General features: G+C 57.7%; 21 protein-coding genes and 1 tRNA gene. 11 read left to right on the top strand and 11 right to left on the bottom strand.

What is annotated here, in order from left to right; all coding sequences use genetic code 11:
* The 7 genes from ntrB (at position 1) to CU102_RS13045 (ending at position 9,870) form a co-directional block, all read left to right on the top strand.
* Positions 1-894 (top strand): nitrate ABC transporter permease, encoded by an 894-nt coding sequence (gene ntrB, locus CU102_RS13075; protein WP_106711529.1) that lies wholly within the window; start codon positions 1-3, stop codon positions 892-894.
* An 11-nt stretch (positions 895-905) separates the two neighbouring features.
* On the top strand, positions 906-1,703 hold the full coding sequence (locus CU102_RS13070; RefSeq protein WP_106711586.1) for an ABC transporter ATP-binding protein: 798 nt from the start codon (positions 906-908) through the stop codon (positions 1,701-1,703).
* Between the two features lies 1 nt (position 1,704).
* Positions 1,705-4,170: a nitrite reductase large subunit NirB gene (gene nirB / locus CU102_RS13065; protein ID WP_106711528.1), complete on the top strand. Its 2,466-nt coding sequence runs from the start codon at positions 1,705-1,707 to the stop codon at positions 4,168-4,170.
* Positions 4,171-4,176: 6 nt separating this feature from the next.
* Positions 4,177-4,509 carry a nitrite reductase small subunit NirD gene (gene nirD, locus CU102_RS13060; protein WP_106711527.1) on the top strand — a complete coding sequence of 111 codons (333 nt, stop codon included), beginning with the start codon at positions 4,177-4,179 and terminating at the stop codon, positions 4,507-4,509.
* Between the two features lies 1 nt (position 4,510).
* Positions 4,511-7,279 (top strand): nitrate reductase, encoded by a 2,769-nt coding sequence (locus CU102_RS13055; RefSeq protein WP_106711526.1) that lies wholly within the window; start codon positions 4,511-4,513, stop codon positions 7,277-7,279.
* Positions 7,251-8,192, top strand: a complete 942-nt coding sequence (locus CU102_RS13050) for a siroheme synthase (protein WP_245425322.1) — start codon at positions 7,251-7,253, stop codon at positions 8,190-8,192. Before CU102_RS13055 ends, CU102_RS13050 begins: the two co-directional genes overlap by 29 nt.
* A gap of 433 nt (positions 8,193-8,625) precedes the next feature.
* Positions 8,626-9,870 carry a calcium-binding protein gene (locus CU102_RS13045; RefSeq protein ID WP_106711525.1) on the top strand — a complete coding sequence of 415 codons (1,245 nt, stop codon included), beginning with the start codon at positions 8,626-8,628 and terminating at the stop codon, positions 9,868-9,870.
* 38 nt (positions 9,871-9,908) lie between these two features.
* On the opposite strand, the gene CU102_RS13040 is transcribed toward CU102_RS13045, so the two are convergent.
* The 3 genes from CU102_RS13040 to CU102_RS13030 all read right to left on the bottom strand — a co-directional run bounded on the left by CU102_RS13040 (position 9,909) and on the right by CU102_RS13030 (position 11,795).
* A tRNA-Leu gene (locus CU102_RS13040) sits at positions 9,909-9,991 on the bottom strand.
* Positions 9,992-10,110: 119 nt separating this feature from the next.
* Positions 10,111-10,686, bottom strand: coding sequence for a GDYXXLXY domain-containing protein (locus CU102_RS13035; RefSeq protein ID WP_106711524.1), 576 nt, complete (start codon positions 10,684-10,686; stop codon positions 10,111-10,113).
* On the bottom strand, positions 10,683-11,795 hold the full coding sequence (locus tag CU102_RS13030; RefSeq protein WP_166648503.1) for a DUF2157 domain-containing protein: 1,113 nt from the start codon (positions 11,793-11,795) through the stop codon (positions 10,683-10,685). The genes CU102_RS13035 and CU102_RS13030 overlap by 4 nt, the downstream gene beginning before the upstream one ends.
* Positions 11,796-12,048: 253 nt before the next feature.
* On the opposite strand from CU102_RS13030, the gene CU102_RS13025 reads away from it, so the two are divergent.
* Positions 12,049-12,195: a DUF1127 domain-containing protein gene (locus CU102_RS13025; protein WP_100001090.1), complete on the top strand. Its 147-nt coding sequence runs from the start codon at positions 12,049-12,051 to the stop codon at positions 12,193-12,195.
* A 144-nt stretch (positions 12,196-12,339) separates the two neighbouring features.
* Here the strand turns inward: CU102_RS13025 and CU102_RS13020 are convergent, their stop codons facing one another.
* Positions 12,340-12,747 (bottom strand): hypothetical protein, encoded by a 408-nt coding sequence (locus CU102_RS13020; protein WP_245425321.1) that lies wholly within the window; start codon positions 12,745-12,747, stop codon positions 12,340-12,342.
* Between the two features lie 315 nt (positions 12,748-13,062).
* Here CU102_RS13020 and CU102_RS13015 point away from each other — a divergent pair, with 315 nt between their 5' ends.
* Together CU102_RS13015 and trmFO are read left to right on the top strand one after the other, a co-directional pair.
* On the top strand, positions 13,063-14,010 hold the full coding sequence (locus CU102_RS13015; protein WP_106711522.1) for an aldo/keto reductase: 948 nt from the start codon (positions 13,063-13,065) through the stop codon (positions 14,008-14,010).
* Between the two features lie 84 nt (positions 14,011-14,094).
* The gene (trmFO, locus tag CU102_RS13010; RefSeq protein ID WP_106711521.1) at positions 14,095-15,504 is read left to right on the top strand and encodes a methylenetetrahydrofolate--tRNA-(uracil(54)-C(5))-methyltransferase (FADH(2)-oxidizing) TrmFO; all 1,410 of its coding nucleotides are present in this window, start codon (positions 14,095-14,097) and stop codon (positions 15,502-15,504) included.
* Between the two features lie 4 nt (positions 15,505-15,508).
* Here trmFO and CU102_RS13005 read toward each other — a convergent pair whose 3' ends face one another.
* The 4 genes from CU102_RS13005 to yajC all read right to left on the bottom strand — a co-directional run bounded on the left by CU102_RS13005 (position 15,509) and on the right by yajC (position 19,442).
* Complete coding sequence (locus CU102_RS13005) at positions 15,509-16,345, bottom strand: phytoene/squalene synthase family protein (protein WP_106711520.1); 837 nt, start codon at positions 16,343-16,345, stop codon at positions 15,509-15,511.
* Positions 16,346-16,372: 27 nt separating this feature from the next.
* Positions 16,373-16,762 (bottom strand): Mth938-like domain-containing protein, encoded by a 390-nt coding sequence (locus CU102_RS13000; RefSeq protein WP_106711519.1) that lies wholly within the window; start codon positions 16,760-16,762, stop codon positions 16,373-16,375.
* A 4-nt stretch (positions 16,763-16,766) separates the two neighbouring features.
* The gene (gene secD, locus CU102_RS12995) at positions 16,767-19,037 is read right to left on the bottom strand and encodes a protein translocase subunit SecD (protein ID WP_106711518.1); all 2,271 of its coding nucleotides are present in this window, start codon (positions 19,035-19,037) and stop codon (positions 16,767-16,769) included.
* Between the two features lie 63 nt (positions 19,038-19,100).
* Entirely contained in the window at positions 19,101-19,442 is a 342-nt protein-coding gene (gene yajC / locus CU102_RS12990) for a preprotein translocase subunit YajC (RefSeq protein WP_106711517.1), read from the bottom strand.
* Positions 19,443-19,606: 164 nt separating this feature from the next.
* On the opposite strand from yajC, the gene CU102_RS12985 reads away from it, so the two are divergent.
* Positions 19,607-20,470 carry an ATP-binding protein gene (locus tag CU102_RS12985; protein ID WP_106711583.1) on the top strand — a complete coding sequence of 288 codons (864 nt, stop codon included), beginning with the start codon at positions 19,607-19,609 and terminating at the stop codon, positions 20,468-20,470.
* A gap of 15 nt (positions 20,471-20,485) precedes the next feature.
* Here CU102_RS12985 and CU102_RS12980 read toward each other — a convergent pair whose 3' ends face one another.
* From CU102_RS12980 to CU102_RS12970, 3 genes are all read right to left on the bottom strand, one after another.
* Entirely contained in the window at positions 20,486-20,815 is a 330-nt protein-coding gene (locus tag CU102_RS12980; RefSeq protein WP_106711516.1) for a type II toxin-antitoxin system HicB family antitoxin, read from the bottom strand.
* A complete protein-coding gene (locus tag CU102_RS30375; protein WP_245425320.1) occupies positions 20,812-20,970 on the bottom strand; it encodes a type II toxin-antitoxin system HicA family toxin in 159 nt (52 codons plus the stop codon). Before CU102_RS30375 ends, CU102_RS12980 begins: the two co-directional genes overlap by 4 nt.
* 210 nt (positions 20,971-21,180) lie before the next feature.
* Positions 21,181-22,506: a M23 family metallopeptidase gene (locus CU102_RS12970; protein ID WP_106711515.1), complete on the bottom strand. Its 1,326-nt coding sequence runs from the start codon at positions 22,504-22,506 to the stop codon at positions 21,181-21,183.
* Positions 22,507-22,544: the final 38 nt, after the last annotated feature.

Here is a 22,544-nt window from a genome sequence, read left to right as displayed (position 1 = left end):
ATGACCGTCAGCCCCGTTCGGATCAATCGACAAGAACAGCCACACAGCCAAGCAAAGGTCGTCCCTTTGAGCACTCCCAAATCATCTGTTGCTCGGCGGCCCTTTCCGCAGTGGCTCTCTGCCCTTGCAGGACATATGTTGCCGCCCCTGGTCACGCTGGCGTTTCTGCTGGTCCTTTGGGAAGTCATTTGCTCCTCGCCAACGGCGAGTGTTCCACCGCCGTCGCGCGTGGTATCCGAAACCTGGGAATTGATCGTCGATCCATTCTATGTGGGGCAAGGCGTTGACCAGGGTCTGTTCTGGCACATCCTCGCCAGTCTCAGGCGTGTGGCCTTCGGCTATTGCCTTGCGGCAATCGCAGGGATCGCTCTTGGTGCACTGGTCGGTCAGAGCGACTGGGCAATGCGCGGTCTTGATCCGATTTTCCAGGTCTTACGCACCGTTCCACCGCTTGCCTGGCTGCCGCTGTCATTGGCAGCTTTCAAGGACGGCAACCCCTCGGCGATCTTCGTGATTTTCATCACGGCCATCTGGCCGATCATCATCAATACGGCGGTTGGTATCCGCAATATCCCCCAGGATTACCGCAACGTTGCAAAGGTGCTGCGTCTCAATCAGTTCGAGTATTTCACCAAGATCATGATCCCGGCGGCGGCACCTTATATCTTCACGGGGTTGCGTATCGGTATCGGTCTGTCCTGGCTCGCCATCGTTGCCGCTGAAATGCTCATTGGTGGTGTCGGCATCGGTTTCTTCATCTGGGACGCTTGGAACTCCTCACGCATTAGCGACATCATTCTCGCCCTCATCTATGTCGGCATCGTCGGCTATCTGCTCGATCGTGCCATTGCATCCGTTGCCAAAGTCGTCACCCGCAACACGCTCAGTGCTTGAAGGAAACAATCATGTCAAAACCCTATCTCTCGCTCGAACAGATCGACATGGTGTTCAGCCGTGGTGGCGCGAGCACACAAGTGCTGAACCAGGTTTCGCTTAACGTCGACAAAGGTGAGTTCATCTCGATTATCGGCCACTCCGGCTGCGGGAAATCGACGCTTCTGAACATAGTGGCCGGCCTGACAGAGGCAACGCGCGGTGTGGTGTTTCTCGAGGGAGCTGTCGTCGATGCACCGGGACCGGACCGGGCGGTGGTGTTTCAGAACCATTCGCTGCTCCCCTGGCTGACGGTCTATGAAAACGTCAAACTGGCCGTAGACAAGGTTTTCTCAGGCGCGAAGAACCGGGCCGAGCGGCATGAGTGGACCATGCGCAACCTCGAACTGGTTCAGATGGTTCATGCCAAGGACAAGCGCCCGTCGGAAGTATCGGGCGGCATGAAGCAACGTGTTGGCATAGCTCGGGCATTGGCGATGGAGCCAAAAGTCCTGCTGCTCGACGAACCGTTCGGGGCTCTCGACGCCCTGACGCGGGCACATCTGCAGGATCAGGTCATGCAGATTCATGCCGAACTTGCCAATACAGTATTGATGATTACCCACGACGTAGATGAAGCGGTGCTTCTCTCCGACCGTATCGTCATGATGACCAATGGACCATCGGCCAGGATCGGAGAGGTTTTGGACGTACCTCTCATTCGTCCGCGCCGCCGCATCGAACTGGCATCGGATGTCACTTATATTCGCTGCCGCTCGGCTGTGCTGAAGTTCCTCTACGAACGTCATCGGCTCGTGGAGGCCGCGTGAGATGCAAGCACCTGAGAAAAAGCAGAAGCTGGTTGTCATCGGCAATGGCATGGCACCCGGCCGGGCGCTCGAACACCTTTTCGAGCTGGCGCCCGACGCCTATGAAGTGACGATTTTCAATGCCGAACCACGCGTCAATTATGACCGCATCATGCTCTCGCCGGTCCTTTCCGGCGAGAAGGAATTCGAAGAAATCATCATCCATGGCGATGGCTGGTACATCAAGCACGGCATCACGCTCTATAAGGGCCATAAAGTCACCAGAATCGATCGCGACGCGAAGACCGTCACCTCCGAGGCCGGTACAACCGAACCATACGACAAGCTCCTGATCGCCACGGGCTCCGTGCCGTTCATATTGCCCTTGCCCGGCAAGGATCTCCCCGGTGTATTGACCTATCGAGACCTTGACGATGTCAATGCAATGTTGCTTGCCGCGCAATCGCGTGCACGCGCGGTCGTCATCGGTGGTGGCCTGCTCGGGCTGGAAGCGGCGGCGGGTCTGAAATCGCGTGGCATGGACGTCACCGTGTTGCACGTCATGCCGACACTCATGGAACGTCAGCTCGATCCCCCGGCGGGTTATCTACTCGAAAAAGCCGTTGAACAACGCGGCATCCGTGTGATGACCAAGGCCAACACAAAGGAAATCATTGGGACCAACAAGGTCGAAGGCGTCCTGCTTGCCGACGGAACAACCATTCCGTGTGACCTGGTGGTGATGGCAGTCGGAATCCGCCCAAACGCTGCGCTGGCCAAGGAAGCCGGCCTTGATATCAATCGGGGCATTCTCACGGACGCGAGCATGCTCACCTCCGACGGAGACATTTACTCTATTGGCGAATGCGCCGAGGTGGGCGGTCAATGCTACGGCCTGGTTGCGCCGCTCTATGAGATGGCGCGGGTCGTGGCTGCGCAGCTTGCCGGGAACAGTGAGGCGGCCTTTGTCCACAGTGAGACACCAACCAAGCTGAAGGTCACAGGTATCAACCTCTTTTCGGTTGGCGATCTCGGTGAGGGTGATGACCGGCATGAGATCGTGCTGCGCGATGCGGCTGCCGGTGTCTACAAGCGTCTCGTCCTGAAGGATGACCGTATCATCGGTACGGTTCTTTATGGTGAAACCTCCGATGGCGCCTGGTTCCACGACCTTACCAAGAAGCGCACGGATATTTCGGAGATGCGCGACACCCTGATTTTCGGCCAGTCCTATCAGGGAGGGTCCCCGCTGGACCCTATGGCGGCCGTTGCAGCCTTGCCAGATGATGCGGAAATCTGCGGTTGCAACGGCGTTTGTAAGGGGAAGATCACCGGTGCAATTACCGGCAAGGGCCTGACATCGCTGGACGATGTGCGTGCTCATACGAAGGCTTCGGCTTCCTGCGGAAGCTGCACGGGTCTCGTCGAACAGCTGCTGTCGCTGACGTTGGGCGATTCCTATAACCCTTCCGCCGTAACGCCGATGTGCAACTGCACTGATCTTGGTCACGATGATGTGCGCCGTCTGATCGTGGCCAAGAAGCTGAAGTCAATTCCGGAAGTCATGCAGGAACTCGAATGGAAAACCTCCTGCGGCTGCGCCAAATGCAGGCCGGCGCTGAACTACTATCTCGTCGCGGATTGGCCGGACGAGTATGCGGATGATTATCAATCGCGCTTCATCAACGAGCGGGTACACGCGAATATCCAGAAGGACGGCACCTATTCGGTCGTCCCACGCATGTGGGGCGGAGTGACCAATTCGAAGGAATTGCGCGCGATCGCTGATGTGGTCGATAAATTTGATATCCCGGCAGTGAAGGTGACAGGCGGTCAGCGTATCGACATGCTGGGCATCAAGAAGGAGGACTTGCCCGCCGTTTGGGCTGACCTCGGCAAGGCCGGATTCGTGTCAGGTCAAGCCTACGCCAAGGGCCTGCGCACGGTGAAAACCTGCGTCGGGACCGATTGGTGCCGGTTCGGCACGCAAGACTCCACGGGCCTGGGCATCCGGATCGAGAAATTCATGTGGGGTTCGTGGACGCCTGCCAAGGTCAAGATGGCGGTCTCCGGCTGTCCGCGCAATTGCGCCGAAGCCACCTGCAAGGATGTCGGGATCATTTGCGTCGATTCCGGCTACGAGATCCATTTTGCCGGAGCAGCTGGTCTCGACATCAAGGGCACTGAAATTCTTGGGCTGGTCAAGACGGAAGATGAAGCGCTGGAGCATGTCGTGGCACTGACGCAAATGTACCGCGAACAGGGCCGTTATCTCGAACGCATCTACAAATGGGCGAAGCGCGTTGGTCTCGATGAAATTCGCCGCCAGATTATGGGTGATGCGCAAAAGCGCCAAGGATACTTTGACCGGTTTGTTTTCAGCCAGAAGTTTGCCCAGGTCGATCCCTGGTCGGAGCGGGTTTCAGGCGTCGACAAACACGAATTCCAGCCAATGGCGACCATCGGCTATCCACAGGCTGCGGAGTAATTGCTCATGAATGACTGGGTTGAAATTGGATCCATCAACGATATCCCCCGCCGCGGCGCACGCTGTGTGAGAACGCCACAAAGCAAGATTGCGGTCTTTCGAACCATGGAAGATCAGATTTTCGCCATTGACGACCATTGTCCGCACAAAGGCGGGCCATTGAGCCAAGGCATCGTGCACGGAGCGGCAGTGACCTGTCCCTTGCACAATTGGGTGATTTCACTCGAGACGGGCAAGGCGCTTGGAGCCGACGAAGGAAGCGTGAAAACCGTTGCCATCAAGCTTGATGGCGACAGGATATTTGCCTCGCTCGAACGCGTTGCCGTTGCGGCGGAATAGAATGGAAAGCGTGCTCCCCAGAACCGTTCGCACCACCTGCCCCTATTGCGGGGTAGGCTGCGGCGTTCTCGCCACCAGGGAGGAGAGCGGAGCCATTGGCATTGCGGGTGACCCCCATCACCCCGCCAATTTCGGGCGTCTTTGCTCGAAGGGCTCCGCTCTTGGCGAGACCGTCGATCTGGAAGGAAGACTGCTCACGCCGCAGACTGATGGAAAGCCGGCAAACTGGGACGCGGCGCTTGACCTGGTGGCGTCCCGTTTTTCGGAAACAATCAGGGAGCATGGGCCTGACAGCGTGGCTTTCTACGTATCCGGCCAGCTCTTGACTGAAGACTACTACGTCGCCAACAAGCTGATGAAGGGCTTCATCGGTTCGGCCAATATCGATACCAATTCGCGCCTGTGCATGTCGTCTTCGGTGGCCGGGCATCGCCGTGCTTTTGGCTCGGATACGGTTCCAGGAACCTATGAGGATCTGGAACTCGCCGATCTCATCGTATTGACCGGCTCCAATCTCGCCTGGTGTCATCCAGTTCTCTATCAGCGGATTGCTACGGCCAAAGCCAAACGGCCGCAGATGCGCATCGTCCTCATCGACCCGCGCCGCACCATGACTGCGGATATCGCGGACATGCACCTTGCGATCAGGCCGGACGGCGATACCGCACTGTTTGTCGGCCTGCTCGGGTTTCTCGCCGCGCAAGGAGCAGTGGATCGGTCCTATGTCGACCGGTACACCTCCGGTTTCAACGAGGCATTGGCAATAGCCAAGACCCATGATCTGCGCAGCATTTCTGCCCGGACAGGACTTGCCCCTGAGGAGCTGCGTGCCTTCTTCAGCCTGTTCACTCAAACCGAACGGGTCGTGACGGTTTATAGCCAGGGCGTGAACCAATCCGTCAGCGGCACCGATAAGGTCAACGCAATCATCAATTGCCATCTGGCGACGGGCCGCATCGGTCGCGCTGGCATGGGGCCGTTTTCGGTAACCGGCCAGCCCAACGCCATGGGCGGACGGGAGGTCGGCGGACTGGCCAATATGCTGGCAGGCCATATGCACCTCGAAGACGAAGCGCATCGAGAGCTGGTTCAGGACTTCTGGATGTCGCCCACAATCGCCTCCAGACCGGGGCTGAAAGCCGTCGACCTCTTCAAGGCTGTCAGGAACGGAACAGTCAAGGCACTATGGATCATGGCCACGAATCCCGCCGATTCCATGCCGGAGGCGGATGTCGTTGTTCAGGCGTTGAAGGCCTGCCCGTTTGTCGTGATCTCCGACATGAATGCAACAACTGATACGACCCGTTACGCTCATGTGCTGCTTCCCGCCACCGGCTGGGGCGAAAAGGATGGTACGGTGACCAATTCGGAGCGGCGGATCAGCCGGCAGCGGCCTTTCCTGCCATTGCCGGGCAAGGCAAAGCCCGATTGGTGGATTATCACCCAAGTGGCCCGGCGTATGGGATTTGCCGAACACTTCTCCTATGATAACCCGTCGCAGATATTCGCCGAACATGCAGCACTCTCGGGATACGGCAACCATGGCAGCCGCGATTTCGACATCAGCGCCTATGCCGCGATACCCGATGAGGACTATGACGCGCTTCAGCCATTTCAGTGGCCGCAAGGACAAGAGCAATTCCAGGAAAAGTGGAACCCGATTTTCCGTCCGGAATTGCGCCAAAACAAAGAGTTGGAGGATTTCCGTGATTCGAAGAAAAATGGAAATCCTCCAGTAGAAATTGCAGCGGAGAAACGTTTCTTTGCCGAAGGCAATTTCTATACACAGGACCGGCGCGCACGCTTCGTTGCGGTGCGGCCCGCGAACCGTGAAGCAGCCGATCCGCGATTTGGGTTCACGCTGAACACCGGCCGCATACGCGATCATTGGCATACGATGACGCGCACAGGAAAGAGCGCACGCCTGTCCGCACATTTTGCCGAGCCCTTCGTCGAAATTCATCCGCTTGATGCAGCAGAGTTTGGTATCGGAGATGCCGGCCTCGTGCGAATAAACAACGATCACGGCTCGATCATCGTCCGGGCCCTGCTCACAGACCGGCAGGCGCGGGGCAATGTCTTCGTACCCATGCACTGGACGGGACAGTTTGCCGGAATGGCGCGAGTCGATACGCTGGTTACGGCGAATGTTGATCCGGTCTCCGGTCAGCCAGCACTTAAAATGGCACAGGTGGCCATTCGGCCATTTCAGGCTCGCTGGTATGGCTTCGCCATCTTGCGTGAAAAGCCTGTTCTCGACGCCGATTATTGGGCTCTCGCCCGCACAGAGGGCGGGTTCCGGCTCGAGCTTGCCAGTCGCGAGGAACCCGCGGATTGGAGCGCGTTCGCGCGAAAATTGTTCGGGACTGCTCCTGATCTGCCGCTGCTCGCCTATCATGATCATCGCCAGAACCAGCATCGCATGGCAGCGTTCGAAGACGACCTATTGATTGGGGCGCTCTATGTGGCGCGCGAGCCGGTCACAGTATCGCGCAGCTGGGCAGGTGATCAATTGGCAGCGCAATTCACCAATGCGCATAAGCGTTTCCAGCTTCTGGCCGGAAGACCCGGCAAGGACATGCCTGATAAGGGCGCCATCGTCTGTTCGTGCTTCTCCGTCGGGACGAACGAGATTGCGACGGCTGCCCGCGCCGGCTGCCATTCAGTGCAAGCCATCGGACAGGCGTTGAAGGCTGGAACAAATTGCGGCTCCTGCCGCGCCGAAATCAGGGGGATCATCGATGCAAATATTGTCGAAGCAGCAGAGTAGTCCCGCTCAATCAACTATCCGCAGCCTCGCCGTGCTGCCAGTTTTCTTCAATCTCAGGGGTAAGTGTGCGCTCGTCGCTGGCGGCAGCGCAGCAGCGGCATGGAAGGCCGAATTGCTTGCGGCAGCCGGTGCCGAGGTTCACGTTTATGCGCCGGCATTGAGTGAAGAGATGTCGGCGGTGATTGGTAGCATGTTGATGGTCCACCACCCTTATCCCTGGTGCAGTACAAGCTTCGGAGGTGCCGCGATCGCTGTCGCCGACGCGCCAACGGACGAGGAAGCACGCGACTTTCTCGATACCGCCACCAGGGCAGGTGTTCCGTGCAACGTCATCGACCGCCCGGACTTCTGCCAGTTCCAGTTTGGCTCCATCGTCAATCGCTCGCCGGTTGTAATCGGCATCTCGACCGACGGGGCGGCGCCTATTCTCGGCCAAGCTATCCGCCGGCGCCTCGAAGCGCTGCTCCCGGCCTCGCTTGCGGCGTGGGCGCATTTGGCCAAAGCCGTTCGCGGCCGCGTTGGCGAACTCCTGAAACCAGGCCCGCAGCGCCGCCGCTTCTGGGAAGGATTCGTCGATCGCGCCTTTTCATCAGTGGAGGTGCCGAATGAAACTGCCCTCCTCGGCTCGGCGCATGAAATTGCGGCCGCAAGCTCCCCAGTCAGGCCGGTGACACATATTCAGGTTGGATCTGAAGACCCCGAATTGCTGACGTTGAAATCTGTCCGGTTTATGCAAATGGCCGACGTGATCCTGTTCGACCCGTTCATCGCGCCGGCCATCCTGGAACTCGGCCGTCGTGAGGCGAAGAGGATTTGCATGACTGAGGAGGTGTCAGATCGGATCGCCGCAGACGTGTCGTCAGAGGGCAAACATATTGTGGTCCTTGAGGCGTTGCGGCAGCCACACGGTTAGGGCTTGCGAACATTCGGTCCAGGAGATCATTCTGATTTTGTTTGCGCGTAACAACTTGCCCGTCAGTCCATCAAGCCAGCATCACACAGATTGAGGAAGACCCAATCGAGTGCCTCACGTGCTCGCAATGGCCGCATTCTTACATTTAAGTGCCAAGCGAAAAGCTGGTTCGCTCAGGCAGCATGGAAGGCTTGTAGCAACTTTTTACATGCACCCCGATTCTATCCGAAGAAGAAACTTATTCAATTTTTGAAGTACATTGGAATTATATTTACGCAATACTACTTAATTATAATTTCGTTTGGCTTGATGATTATTTTGTAGTTCATTGCCAACTATAGGTAAATAACAGTCTCCAAGTGAATGACGCCTTAGACCACGACTGGACGGCAACGATTTCACGATATGAGGGTAAGCATAGGAGGAGGACGAGATGGCTGATCAGGCCCGGCTAGAGCAGGATGACAGGGATTGGCATTTTGCTATGACCAGTAATGAAACACTGGCTGTTGCAGGAGACCATATCGCTGGCACCTCGGGCGATGACAATCTCCATGGCAGGCCCGGCGATGACTGGATTTCCGGTTATGCTGGCAATGACATACTTGACGGTGCCGGCGGCCAAGACCGCATGAATGGCGGTGAAGGCGATGACCATCTGTATGGCGGCGAAGACGCGGATTATATAATCGGCAGCGCTGGCAGCGACTGGCTGCACGGCGGTCTTGGCGACGACCGTCTCGATGGCGGCAATGGCGCCGAGGTCGGCGACAAGGGGGACTGGATCTATGGCGGCGACGGCAACGATGCAATTGCTGGAGGAGAAGGCGAGAACCGCCTGAGCGGCGGCGAGGGCAACGACACTATCACCGGCGGTTCGGGCGGGCGTCTCACAAACTGGATTGATGCGGGCGCGGGCTCCGATAACGTCTTTACTGGTAACGGCGATGATTGGGTGCATGGCGGCGAAGGCCATGACTTCCTGCGCAGCGGTGATGGCGTCGACCGGATGAGCGGTGGTGCGGGTAACGACAGAGTCAGCGGTGGTGCCGGCAATGACTGGCTAACCGGAGGCGATGGCAATGATTCGATTACCGGCGGCGACGGCCGTGACGTCATGGATGGGGGAAGCGGTATCAATACGCTCGGGTATGCCGATGCCAGAGCCGGCGTGAGCGTCAATCTCGCCACTGGCGAAAATTCAGATGGCGACACCCTGTCCAACTTTCAGAATCTCTCCGGCGGCCTCTACAACGACGTCCTTACCGGTGATGCTGGTAACAATGTCCTCGATGGCCATTTAGGCTATGATATGCTGACGGGTGGAGCCGGGGCCGACACTTTCCGTTTTAGCAATGCCGTGCAAGGCATTCAGGGAGGTCGGGAACCGCCCGCCGACACGATCACTGATTTCCATTTCGCCGAGGGCGACAAGTTCGATCTGAGACCCATCGATGCCGACACATCCGTGGATGGCGATCAGGCTTTCTATTTTATCGGCGGCAGTGATTTCGCCGGTGCTGCCGGCGAATTGCGGGTTGTCGTGCCGGACGATGCAACACCTCAGGACTATGCACAGATCGAGGGCGACATCGATGGCGACGGCACCGCCGACCTGGTCATCCGGGTGCACGGCGATGCTGATCACGTCTGGACAGCGCACGACTTCATGATGTGACGAAGAAATGCCAAAAACAATGGCATGTCGGAACATTATGGTGCGGATGGAGGGACTCGAACCCCCACGGTCTCCCGCCAGAACCTAAATCTGGTGCGTCTACCAATTTCGCCACATCCGCAGATGGAGGCGTGACCGCACCCCAAGCGCCGGTCTCTATATCACCCAATTATGCCGGGTCAAAGGGAAAAGGCAGGCTAATGACAGCAATATTTCTCGCTGTGCAATGCCGGCAATTGGTCAGTAGATCGGCTCTTCATAAAGCACCTTGCCCTCGTCCCTCAACGCGCGGATCTGCGCATCACCATTTGGCGAGACAGCAATCACTGCCTCGATCTTGCGCTCGCGCTGCTGGCTTTCGATTGCCAGCCCCTCGCCTTCCGGTACGTAGTAACGCTCGACGCCATAAGTGACGCGAAGCTGACTATAGGCGGTTGCATTGTTAAAGCTGGTGGTGCGGCCACGAAGCTGGACTTGACCATCCGGCAAGCCCTCGCGCTTCTGCCATGAGGCTTCCGAGAGCATCCAGGCGCCATCGTCGCCCTGCTTCACAGTAACATAAATGTCCACCGGCCCATCTGCGATCGGTGGTGTTCCACTCACCTTGCCTGCCTCGACATTGGAAATGCCGTAGCCGAGCGTGACGTAGTCGCCGCGCAAGAGGTCGTGCGGATCGACTGGTTCGGTAAGCAGCGTGATATTCGTGCCACTGCGCAGGATTGAGGCGCGCTGCGCTACCATGGCGTAAAGTGCGCCAGACTGCAGAATTGCCACCGCCGCGCCAAGCCAGATGTAACGATTGATCTTCAAGGTCATGCCGTTACTCCGTCTTTTGAACTCTTTTTCTGAAGCCGCCGCTCCATCCGGATGACAAATGTCGCCAGCAACAGCACAAGTACGCCGGCGCTGAGGAAGAAGCCTGCCGTACCGATCATCGTGCCAATGGTTTCGAAGGCGAGGTAGAGCACTTCAAGCGAAAACGCCGTGTATGCAATCCAACGCACGGCCAGATTGCGGTGGCCTGACAAAGCCAGCCCCGCGACCGAACAACCCAGAATGGCAAAGCCATAGATTACCTGACCTGTCACGCCATCACTGATCAGTTCGAACTGGAAGAACAGCAGTGTCATAAGCAGAGTTGTGAAACCATAGCCGCCCAGCGCCTCGGACCAGTGGGTTGCTTGCTCCAACCAGCGTGGACGCAAAGCATCAGCAAGAAAGATGGCACCTCCGACTAAAGCCGCCAGCCAAAGAACCCCGACTTGGTCCAGATCAAACCGGACGACAATAACATAGGCGATCAACAGGAGGGCAATTAGATGCCGAGCGGCCTTGCCCTTGGTGTACCAAATCAGCCCTGCACAAATGAAAGCGAGGATCGGCACCAGCCAGAGATAGCTCAGACGACCTGACCCAGCGGGCTCAAGCGAACAGAACAGGTAAAATGCGGTGATGGCGACGCTCGCCGAAACCAGCACGGGCGAGCGCAGGAACAATGCCGCAATCATGGTGCCAGCCACCCACAGCAGGGCTGCATCCGCAGCGTCACCCGAGAGGTGATACATCTGGCCGACCAGAGCAATACCGGCACCGAAAGTCATCGCTGCAGTCAGGTAGAGCGCCTGGCTGAAGATCTTGTCACCACTGCTTTCCCGCCAGGCTCCGCCGACATAGCCAATGAAAAGCACCGCCATAATAAGACCGACGCGAAACAGACGAGGCATTGCCTCCCAGTTGGCAGCAACCAGCGAAACGATCGCCGCGCCGAGAAGAACCGCCCCTAGGAGCGCAAGCACCCCGCCAAGTCCGAAGCCGGAGCTCCTGCTATTGATATCCTTGCGCAGGCTCTCGGCGGTGGCACCATCGATCAGCCCATCCCGCTGCCAGCGCGCAATGTGTTTTCGTACGCCGAAGGAAATCGCCACGGGCTGCTCCTGAATCGCTTGACCGCTTCAACTAACGCCAGAGAGCACAAAAACGCAATGTGACGCGACTCGGGACGATTGTCCCAAAAATGACGCTTGTGCGACGCAACAATTAAAATCGATTAATGTTGCAATGCAACAATTGCATAGCTGATCTGCAAACTTGGCTCTGCAACTATCGCAGGTCATCCACTATCTTCTGGTCAACGATCAAGAGTGATCAACCAAACAACGAACCGAAGTGGTGATTGAAATGAACCTTATCCGCTCTTACAGCAACTGGCGCCGTTATCGTGACACGGTTTCCGAGCTGAACCGTCTGTCGACCCGCGAACTCAGCGATCTGGGCATTGCCCGTTCGGACATCCCGTTCGTCGCTAAGAAGTCTGCAGTACGCTAATCGAATACACGAATATCGCCGGGGCTTATCCTCCTCCCGAAGCCCCCGCGATCAAAGACTGGCACTCCTCCTCCCAGCCGGTCTTTACAAAACGGCACCCACCGCACCTCCTCCCGCGGTGGGTGTTGTTGTTTCTGGGTTTTGCTAGCGCACGCCCCCGTACCCCCGCCCCTTCCATTCTGCCAAACGCATCACATCCGGTAGTCCGCCCCCCGGCTCGTACCAGGAGTCGACAGCCCACAGCGTACCCGAACGGTCGCGCAAGACGGCGGTGAAGTGCGGATAGCGGCCATCGAGGAAACTACCCCGCGCATCGCGGCGGCCAACGCTGTGAAAGCGCAACAGCCCAGCGCTTTGAAGATACCGGAGAAAATGGTCCGTATTGGTCGATTCATCGACACAGTCCATCTGGCCCCTCTGGCGCCCCTTGCCAAAATCCATCTTCGGTCGGTCAGTAACACCAATGACTTGCGTACTGCGGCGTTCGAAAACCTGCACTGCACGGCGGACTGCCGAACGCTCCGCTTCAGCAGACCCACGGCCGCCTGCCATGATCGAGGCAATCCGGGCGCGATCTGCCCCAGTCAGGAACACCTTAGTTTGAAACGTGCAGCTATAACCGTGACAAACGCTAAAGTTTTGCGCTTGGGCAACGGACGCTGTGCTGCACAGAACCGCAAAAACAAGGATTGGCAGAGTGCGGCGTGATCCGGTTATGCGCATGCTGCAATCCTAGCAAGGGCCATTGCCGAAGCCCACCGAATTTACGTCTTATGGTTTCTCGATATTGTAGGATACCGGGGGTAGAAACCTCGCTCGCTCACCCTTACATGCGAATTCCTACCTCACATTCCCAGGAGCAAAATCATGGAAAATCGTCGTCTTGGCCGGACTGGTCTGTCCATTGCGCCACTGGTTTTTGGCGGAAACGTCTTCGGTTGGACAGCCGACCGGAAGACATCGTTCGATCTTCTCGACCGCTTTGTCGATGCGGGCCTGAACGCCATCGATACGGCTGACGTGTATTCGCGCTGGGTCCCGGGACACGCGGGCGGTGAGTCCGAAACGATCATCGGCGAGTGGGTGAGATCACGCAGTGCACGCGACAAGGTGACGATCATCACCAAGGTTGGTGGGGACATGGGTCAGGGCAAAAAAGACCTTTCCGCCGCCTATATCGCCAAGGCCGTTGATGCCTCGCTGAAGCGGCTGCAGATCGAGGCAATCGATCTTTATCTTTCGCATTGGCCCGACCCTGATACGCCCTATGAAGAAACACTCGGCGCCTATGAACATCTATTCAAGGCCGGCAAGATCAAATCCATTGGCGCGTCCAATCTCGACGCGGAGCAATTGCGTGCAGCGCTGGATGTTTCGAAGACCAATGGGCTGCCCCGCTACGACGTGCTCCAGCCTGAATACAACCTTTATGACCGAAAGAGCTACGACGGTCCCCTGCGCGACCTTTGCATGGCGGAAGATATTGGTGTCATCACCTATTTCAGTCTCGCACGCGGCTTCCTGTCCGGCAAATACCGTAGCGAAGCCGATCTCGGCAAAAGCCCGCGCGGCGGCGGGATCAAGGATTATTTGAATCCGCGCGGTTATGGCATTCTGGCGGCGCTCGACGCAGTCGCTGCCAGGCACAATGTGAATCAGGCGGAGGTCGCACTGGCCTGGATCATCCGGCGCCAGGGGGTCACGGCACCAATTGCCAGCGCAACCTCATTGGAGCAACTGGAGAGCCTGATCAAGGCGGCATCCCTTGAGCTCGGCAAGGATGACATCGCCGAACTCGACAAGGCCAGCGCTTAACCGTTTGCAATCAAAACGCCGCTGCAGTTCTCGCAGCGGCTTTTGCACATTGAAGCTGCGCGCCAAAAAGACTATTGGATGCCCATGTCGATCAAACCTGTACATATCATTGGCGGCGGTCTCGCCGGTTCCGAAGCATCCTGGCAGCTTGCAGAGGCCGGAATTCCCGTTGTCCTGCATGAAATGCGCCCCGTTCGCGGTACCGATGCGCATAAGACACACGATCTGGCGGAACTCGTCTGCTCCAACTCCTTTCGCTCGGACGATGCCGAGACCAATGCCGTTGGCGTGTTGCACGCGGAAATGCGCCTCGCAAATTCGCTGATCATGGCATCTGCCGATGCGCATCAGGTTCCGGCAGGCAGTGCGCTAGCAGTCGACCGCGATGGTTTCTCTCAGGCGGTCACCACAAAACTTGAGGCACATCCGCTGATCACCATCGAGCGTGAGGAAATCACCGGGTTGCCACCGGCAGAATGGGACAAGGCCATCATCGCCACGGGCCCGCTCACGGCGCCGTCGCTTGCCGAGGCAATCGGAAAGGAAACGAGCGCGGACGCCCTCGCCTTCTTTGATGCAATTGCACCCATCGTGCATTTCGATTCCATCGACATGAACGTCTGCTGGTTCCAGTCGCGCTACGACAAGGTCGGACCGGGTGGCACCGGCAAGGACTACATCAACTGCCCGATGAACAAGGAGCAGTATGAAGCTTTCGTCCAGGCGCTGGTTACCGGCGACAAGACCGAGTTCAAGGAATGGGAGGGCACGCCCTATTTCGACGGCTGCCTGCCCATCGAGATCATGGCTGAACGAGGGCCTGAAACCCTGCGCCATGGCCCGATGAAGCCGATGGGGCTGACCAACGCCCACAACCCGACAGTCAAGGCCTATGCGGTGGTTCAACTTCGCCAGGACAATGCCCTCGGCACGCTTTACAACATGGTCGGCTTCCAGACGAAGCTGAAATACGGCGCGCAGACCGACATCTTCAGGATGATCCCGGGGCTGGAGAATGCGGAATTCGCGCGTCTCGGCGGGCTGCACCGCAATACTTACCTGAATTCTCCGACCCTGCTTGATCCGACCCTGCAGCTGAAAAGCCGCCCTGGCTTGCGCTTTGCTGGCCAGATCACCGGCTGCGAAGGCTACGTAGAATCTGCAGCCATCGGCCTGCTTGCCGGGCGCTTCGCCGCTGCTGAGCGTCTTGGCCAGACAGTTACGCCGCCGCCTGCAACGACAGCGTTTGGCGCGCTCCTCGGCCACATCACCGGCGGCCATCTCGTCACCGACGAAGAGCCAGGCAAACGTTCGTTCCAGCCGATGAATGTCAATTACGGCCTGTTCCCGCCAATAGAGGCGCCAAAGTCGGAGGGCAAGCGGTTGCGCGGCAAGGAAAAGTCAAACGCCAAGAAACGTGCCATGAGTGCCCGTGCTCTGGCTGATTGCCGTTCCTGGCTGGGTCTTCCTGTTATCGCCGAAGCGGCGGAATAGAACTCTACCGAACCGATGCCCTGAACATCGCCCATTGCCGGCGAATGGGCGATATATTGGCCATTTCGTTGGCTGCATCGGCGCCATCCGCTTTCAGTTTCTCCAGGTAGGTCCGGGTGAGCCGTGCCGGCAGATAGGCCGGCCGCAGTGTAACCGGCAAGGTTTTTGCAGCGGCTTCGAACTTGGCAAAATGGTCTTCGGCAAGGGCAATCATTGCATCGATCGCGCGCTTGGTTGCTGCTGGATCCAAGCCGTTTAGCAGTGTCGGCGCACTCGTCCCGACGGCTGCGAGAATGTCCGCGGGGATATACACCTGGCCGCGCCGCCGATGCAGCGGCAAGAGGCGCAACAATCCTGCTATCGCCTGCGCCACGCCTGCATGTCCGGCCGTGTCCGCGTGTGCCGGGGCGGCATTCCCATCAAGGATCAGCGATGCGAGCTGGATGAGCGCTGATGCCGTCTCGCCGCAATAGCCTTCGAGATCATTACGGCTTGGCATAGGGTCATCATAAAGGTCGAAAATCCGCGCTTCGCAATAATTGTCGAAGGCAGATCGCGGCAGATCGTGAGCCTTGATCGTATGCAGCAGTGCCGCGGCAACTGGATTGCCGGAAGCAGCGCCATGCTCGGTGCCGTGGATGAGATCACGCCACCACTGCAAGCGCACCTCGCCCGGCAGCGGGTCATGGATCATATCGCGAATGCGGGCAATTTCCGCATTGAAGGCATAGAGCGCGGCCAGCGAACCGCGTTTGTCCTCCGGGGCATACAACACGGATAGATAGCGGTCAGGATCCGCATCCCTCAAGAATTGCATACAGTGGGTTTCATTGGCGTTCATGGGGCTGAGATACAGAGATGCGCCTGATTAATCCACCGCAATCAATGCCGCAGCAACGGCACGGTCTTCCGCCAGGAGGACGTTGTAGGTCCGTACAGCAGCTCCCGTGCTCATCGGATCAGCGGAAATGCGTTTGGCTCGCAAGGCATCGCGGACTTCCTGCGGCAGGCGGCGCAACTCTGTCCCGGTTCCGACCAGCAATATCTCGATGTCGTCCGCCTGCTCCAGAACCAGTGAAAGGTCCGCCGTTGTCAGGAGTGGCAGCGTTTTCGGCTCCCAGCCGTGAATACCGGAAGGGAGGCAGAGGATCGAACCGCGATGTGACATATCTGCGAAGCGAAACCCGCCATTGCCGTAGGCATCGATGGGTGCACGCCCCGGAAAGTGCGCATCCCGAATTTCAATCCCTTTGGCCAACTGCCTAAACTCCGTTGTGCTCGGATACTGTCGCCGGCGGTTCGTTGTCGATTACGTCGCGTCCCTTCAATCCGAACAGCATCAGCAGTGGACCAGCCACGAAGATGGATGAATAGGTCGCCACGACGATGCCGACGGCAATGGTGAGCGCGAACGAGCGGACATCATCGCCACCATAGAGGTACAGGACGATCAACGCCAGGAATGTGGCAAGCGATGTCAGGATCGTGCGGGACAATGTCTGGTTGATCGAGGCATCGAGCATGTCCGAAAGGGACATGCTCGTGCCGTACCGTCGCAGGTTCTCACGCACGCGGTCATAGATCACGACCGTATCGTTGAGCGAATAACCGACAATCGCCAGCAAGGCGGCGATGCTCCAGAGATTGAACTCCATCTGGAAGATCACGAACATGCCAAGCAGCAACAGCACGTCGTGAGCTGTCGCAATGATCGCACCGAGCGCAAAGTGCCACTCGAAACGGAACCACACATAGGCAAAGATCGCGAGCAGCGACAGCGCCACGGCAAGCCCGCCCGCTTGTGACAGTTCACTTGATACAGCGGGACCGATCACATCGATTCGTGGGAAATCATAATCGTCCTGAAACTCGCCGCGAATTTTCACACCGACAGTCTGTTCGGCATCCTCGCCCTCGCCCTGGCTGCCGACAGTGATCAGTGCCCGGTCTTCCGATTTGAACGGTTCGATCTTGACGTCACCGATATTCAGTTCGTCGAGCCGGCTATAAACATCATCGAGATCGATCGCTCCTTCGTGCGATTGCACCTCGATCATCGTTCCGCCCTTGAAGTCTATGCCGAAATTCATGCCGACAATCGCAAACAGCGCAATCGCCGCGATGCTCGACAACAATGAAAAGCCGAGCGTCAGGCCGCGCAGTTTCATGAACGGTATCTTGGTGTCGTTCGGAACGAGCCTCAGCGGAGCGCCCGGAACTTCTTTCGGTTTCGAACGCTGGACCCACATCGACACCAGCCAGCGCGTCAAGGTGAATGTTGTGAACAGCGTCGTGACGATACCGATCGTTACAGTCAGCGCAAAGCCATGCACGGGCCCTGTCCCGAGGATGAAGAGGACAAGGGCTGCAATCAGCGTCGTGACATTTGCGTCGACAATGGTCGCGAGTGCCCGGGAAAACCCTGAATCGATGGCCTGGATGACGGAAAAGCCAGCGCGGCGGTCCTCGCGAATGCGCTCGTAGATCAACACGTTCGAATCGACCGCCATGCCAATCGTCAGCACGATACCCGCCACACCTGCCAGTGTCAGCGGCGCGCCGAACAGCGTGAGAACCGCAAGGATGAGCACCACATTGACGATAAGGGCGATGTTGGCGATGACACCAAGCAAACCATAGGTCAGAAGCATGAAAAGAATGACGAGAGCGGCGCCGATGAGCGCCGCGATCTTCCCGGACGAAACGGCGGCCGCACCAAGATCTGTGCCAATTGTCCGCTCTTCGATCACCGTCACGTCGGTTGGCAACGCGCCGGCCCGCATGACGAGCGCCAGATTGCTCGCGCCAGAGAGATCAAAATTGCCGGAAATCTGGCTTGTATTGCCTGGGATGGCTTCACTGATCACTGGTGCCGAAAGCACCTGATTATCGAGAACAATGGCGAAGGACTGTCCGACGCCTGCCTTTGTGGCCTTGGAGAAACGGTCAGCGCCAATACTGTCCAGTCTGAAGGTAATGACCGGTTGTTGCGTGGCGGTGTCGATGCCGGCCTGGGCATCGACAAAGTTCTTGTTGGATACCAGCGGCTCCTTCTTTACCAGATAGGCAACCGGAGGGTCATCAAAGGAGTAAACGACTTCGTCGCCCTCCGGCGGCGTTCCGTCGATGGCCTCTTGAACCGGCATCGACGTATCGACCAACTGGAAGCTAAGCTCTCCGGTCAGACTCAATATGTCCTTGAGCAGCTGTGAATCGTAGAGACCCGGAACCTCGACCAGGATACGTCCGTTTCGCTGGCTTTCGACATTGGGATTGGTGTAGCCGAGTTCGCTGAGACGGCGGCTCAGGATTGCAATCGTTGCGTCGGTATCTGGAAGATGATCCTTATCTACCTGAAGACGCAGCCGCGAACCGCCCTCAAGATCCAGACCAAGCGCGAGCTGCTTTTTTGGCAACCATTCCGGCAAACTCGCCAATTGGCTCGGCGTAAAGATGTTCGGTAGCGCGAGGATCACGCCCGCAAGCACAACGGCCCAGATGAGTACGGTCTTCCAGCGGCTAAAATACAGCATACGGTCGCAACCTTAGAGCCTAGAATCAACAGGGCGGCTCTATGGCCGCCCTGCAACTATGCCTTATTTCTTGTTGTCGGCAACCGGTTCGCCCTTGACGCGCACATCGGCGACCATGCCGCGGACCACCCGTGCCTTGACGCCCTCGCCGATTTCAACGTCGAGTTCGCCCGTATCCTCATAGACCTTGGTCACCTTGGCAATGAAGCCGCCGCCCGTGATGATCGTGTCGCCGCGACGGATATTTTTCAGTTGTTCCTCGCGCTTCTTCGCAGCAGTGCGCTGCGGGCGGATGATGAGGAAATACATGATCACGAAGATCAGGATGAAGGGCAGGATGCTCATGAGCATTTCCGGTGCGCCACCGGCACCCGTTGCCTGTGCATATGCGGGAGTTACGAACATCGAGACAACCTCCAGAGAAAAAACTAAGTTTGAATGCATTGGAGCCTGCGCAATACAATGTTTGCACGATCAAAAGCAACCGTACAAAACTAGGTGCGCTGCTTTTCGATTTACCATCAACATGATAGTTGCATTGGCGAAGACAGAACAAAGGCTTGATGAGCATGTCCGACGAATTGCTGACCGATAAACTCGACCGTCTTATCGCTGTCCTGGAGCGCATGGCGCCGCCAAAGCCGCAGCCTGTCGATTTTGATGCGGCCGATTGTTTCGTCTGGAATCCCGATCACCTCGCCTTCGATCCCGTCAACAAGGTCAATCGCGTCGATATTTCCCTGATCCGCGGCGTCGATACCGTGCGTGACATCCTCTTCGACAATACGAAACGCTTCGCCGACGGGTATCAGGCCAACAATGTCCTGCTGTGGGGCGCGCGCGGCATGGGCAAATCATCGCTGGTCAAGGCAGTTCATGCCTCGGTCAACACGGCAGCTTCCGCCGGCAGTCATCCCCTGAAACTGATCGAGATCCATCGCGAGGATATAGACAGCCTCCCTGCCCTGATGGCTGCGATCAAGGATACGGCCTACCGCTTCATCCTGTTTTGCGACGACCTGTCATTCGATCATGACGACACGTCGTACAAATCTTTGAAAGCGGCGCTGGAAGGTGGCGTCGAGGGCCGGCCCGACAATGTGATCTTCTATGCCACCTCGAACCGCCGTCATCTTCTGCCACGCGACATGATCGAGAACGAACGCTCAACCGCTATCAACCCGTCCGAGGCGGTAGAAGAAAAGGTTTCCCTGTCGGATCGTTTCGGTCTCTGGCTCGGGTTTCACAAATGCAGCCAGGACGATTACCTGTCGATGATTGACGGTTATGCCGCGCATTTCGACTTGGCCGTCAACAAGCAACAGCTCCACGCACAGGCACTGGAGTGGTCGACAACGCGCGGTTCACGTTCGGGACGTGTCGCCTGGCAGTTCACGCAGGACTTGGCCGGTCGTCTCGGCAAGAAGCTCTAAGTCACCCGGCAGGCATCAGCCCGCCGCCTTGTCCAACGCCTCTTCAGCCCATTGGTTGAGGCTCTTGCCAGCACGCTCTGCGGCAAGCGCGGCTCGGCGATGAACGTCAGGTTTTACTCGAAACATCATTTTTCCCGAGTATGGCTTTTGCGGCTGCTTGCCGATTTTGGCGCATGTCTCGATATAGTCATCAACAGCTTCGTGAAATGCCGCTTTCAGGTCAACTACCGTATCGGCGTGAAATCCGACACCGTCGATGATATCGGCAATCTTGCCGAAGAAAATTTCATCTTCATCGTCGTATTCGATGCGCGCGGTGTAGTCTTTGTAGTGCATAACGTTCATGGTTTTATTCCAATTCTCTCCAGAAAGGCTCGAGCCGCACGCACCTGGTAACGCTTTGCTTCCTTGGACGGGTGAGGCCTATGAAAGCTTTCCACCTCTCCGTCTATTTCAAACTTCACTCGCGAGCCATTGCCCTCGATCGTTCGTGCCCCCACGCCGATCAGTAAGCTTTCAATATCTGACCATGCAATGGAGCTGAAACCGGATCAGCGAAAACAGCGACCAAGGTCCGCCTATGCTTGCTATTCATAAAAATAGCCTCTTCAAATATATTACTTGCAAGCACAAAATGCTAGCATAATTGTTAGTTAAAAATGCAAAAACCCGCACCTTGCGGCGCGGGCTATTTCTTCATTACCTGGTGATCAGGATTCCAGGTATTTCGTCGGATCGACAGGCGTTGAGTTCTTGCGGACTTCGAAATGCAGTTTCGGCGACGTGGCATTGCCCGTCATACCGGAACGTCCCAGTTCCTCGCCGCGCTTGACCTTCTGGCCACGCTGAACATTCAGCTTGCTGGCATTGCCGTAGACTGTAACCAGTCCATTGTCATGCCGGACCAAAACAGTATTGCCGAATTCCTTGAGACCGTCGCCCGAGTAAATGACAACGCCGTTTTCAGCGGCCTTGATTGGCGTCCCTTCCGGCACCGAAATATCGATACCGTCGCTGCCCTTGCCGTAATTGGCAACAACGCGGCCGCGTACCGGCCAGCGCATGCCTGAAACGCCCGTAGCGGATGGTGCGGCGGCGACATCCTTTTCGGCATCGTCGATGACCTTTTCGCTCGCCTGTGGCGGCGTATAAGGCTTGGCTTGCGTGTCGGCCTGTGGCGCAGCAGGCGCAGTAGCCGCCTGTGTAGCAGCGCTTGCCACAGCCTTGGGCTGCTCGGTGGGCGGTGTCGACGCGGTCTTGACCTCATCAACGGCGCCCTTCGGCTTCATGTTGTTGGCAACATTCTGCGCCAGCGCTGCGTTGGATGGCGGGATAATCAGCGACTGACCGATACGGACAGTGCCGTCCGTCATGTTGTTCGCCTGCTTGATCGCTTCAACATTGCTGCCTGTTTTGCGCGAAATCGCATGTAGCGTGTCGCCGCTCTGAACAGTGTAGGAGCCGCCATTGCTCGGTGCCGAGTTCTTGGCCGTCGTCGCTAGCGTGGTTGCTGCGGCGACCTGCTTTTCCTTGACCTGCGGTTGGGCCGCGACGCCATTCGATGCAGCCTGGGCAGGCATCTTTGCTTCACGGCCGTCCGGGGTCTTCAACGTGCCGGAACTTGCGCCGAGCGGAGCAGCCTTCGGCGCGTGGATCGGTTCAGCCGATGCTACCTGTTGATTGCGCAGCGGAGCCGCACTTGCGACCGGCGCAAGGGCTGGACGCTGGGGCTGTGACGAAACCGGCGGAAGCGCCGATGCACTTGCAGCACCCACGGGCGGCAGGCTGCTGCGTTGAACACCGCCGCTGTTGACCGAGGCTGTCTGGGTTGAATCGACCGGCGGCGTATAGGGCTGCGGACCCGTGTTCTGGGCCTGCATGATCGAACGCTGGTTGTCGCTGTAGCCGGAGCTGAAATCGGCGCTGGTGAAGCGCTGCACTCCCGAGCTGCAACCCGCAGCCGCACCGGCAATAGTGAGAATAGCGGCATTCAGAGCCAGCCGCCGTGACGCTTTGTTCAGTGTACTCAAACGCATCGCATGTCCCGCCCGTACTCAATACAAGAATATTGGGT

This window comes from Phyllobacterium brassicacearum, assembly GCF_003010955.1.
GTDB classification, from domain to species: domain Bacteria; phylum Pseudomonadota; class Alphaproteobacteria; order Rhizobiales; family Rhizobiaceae; genus Phyllobacterium; species Phyllobacterium brassicacearum.
This window is presented reverse-complemented; position numbering and strand designations above follow the sequence as displayed.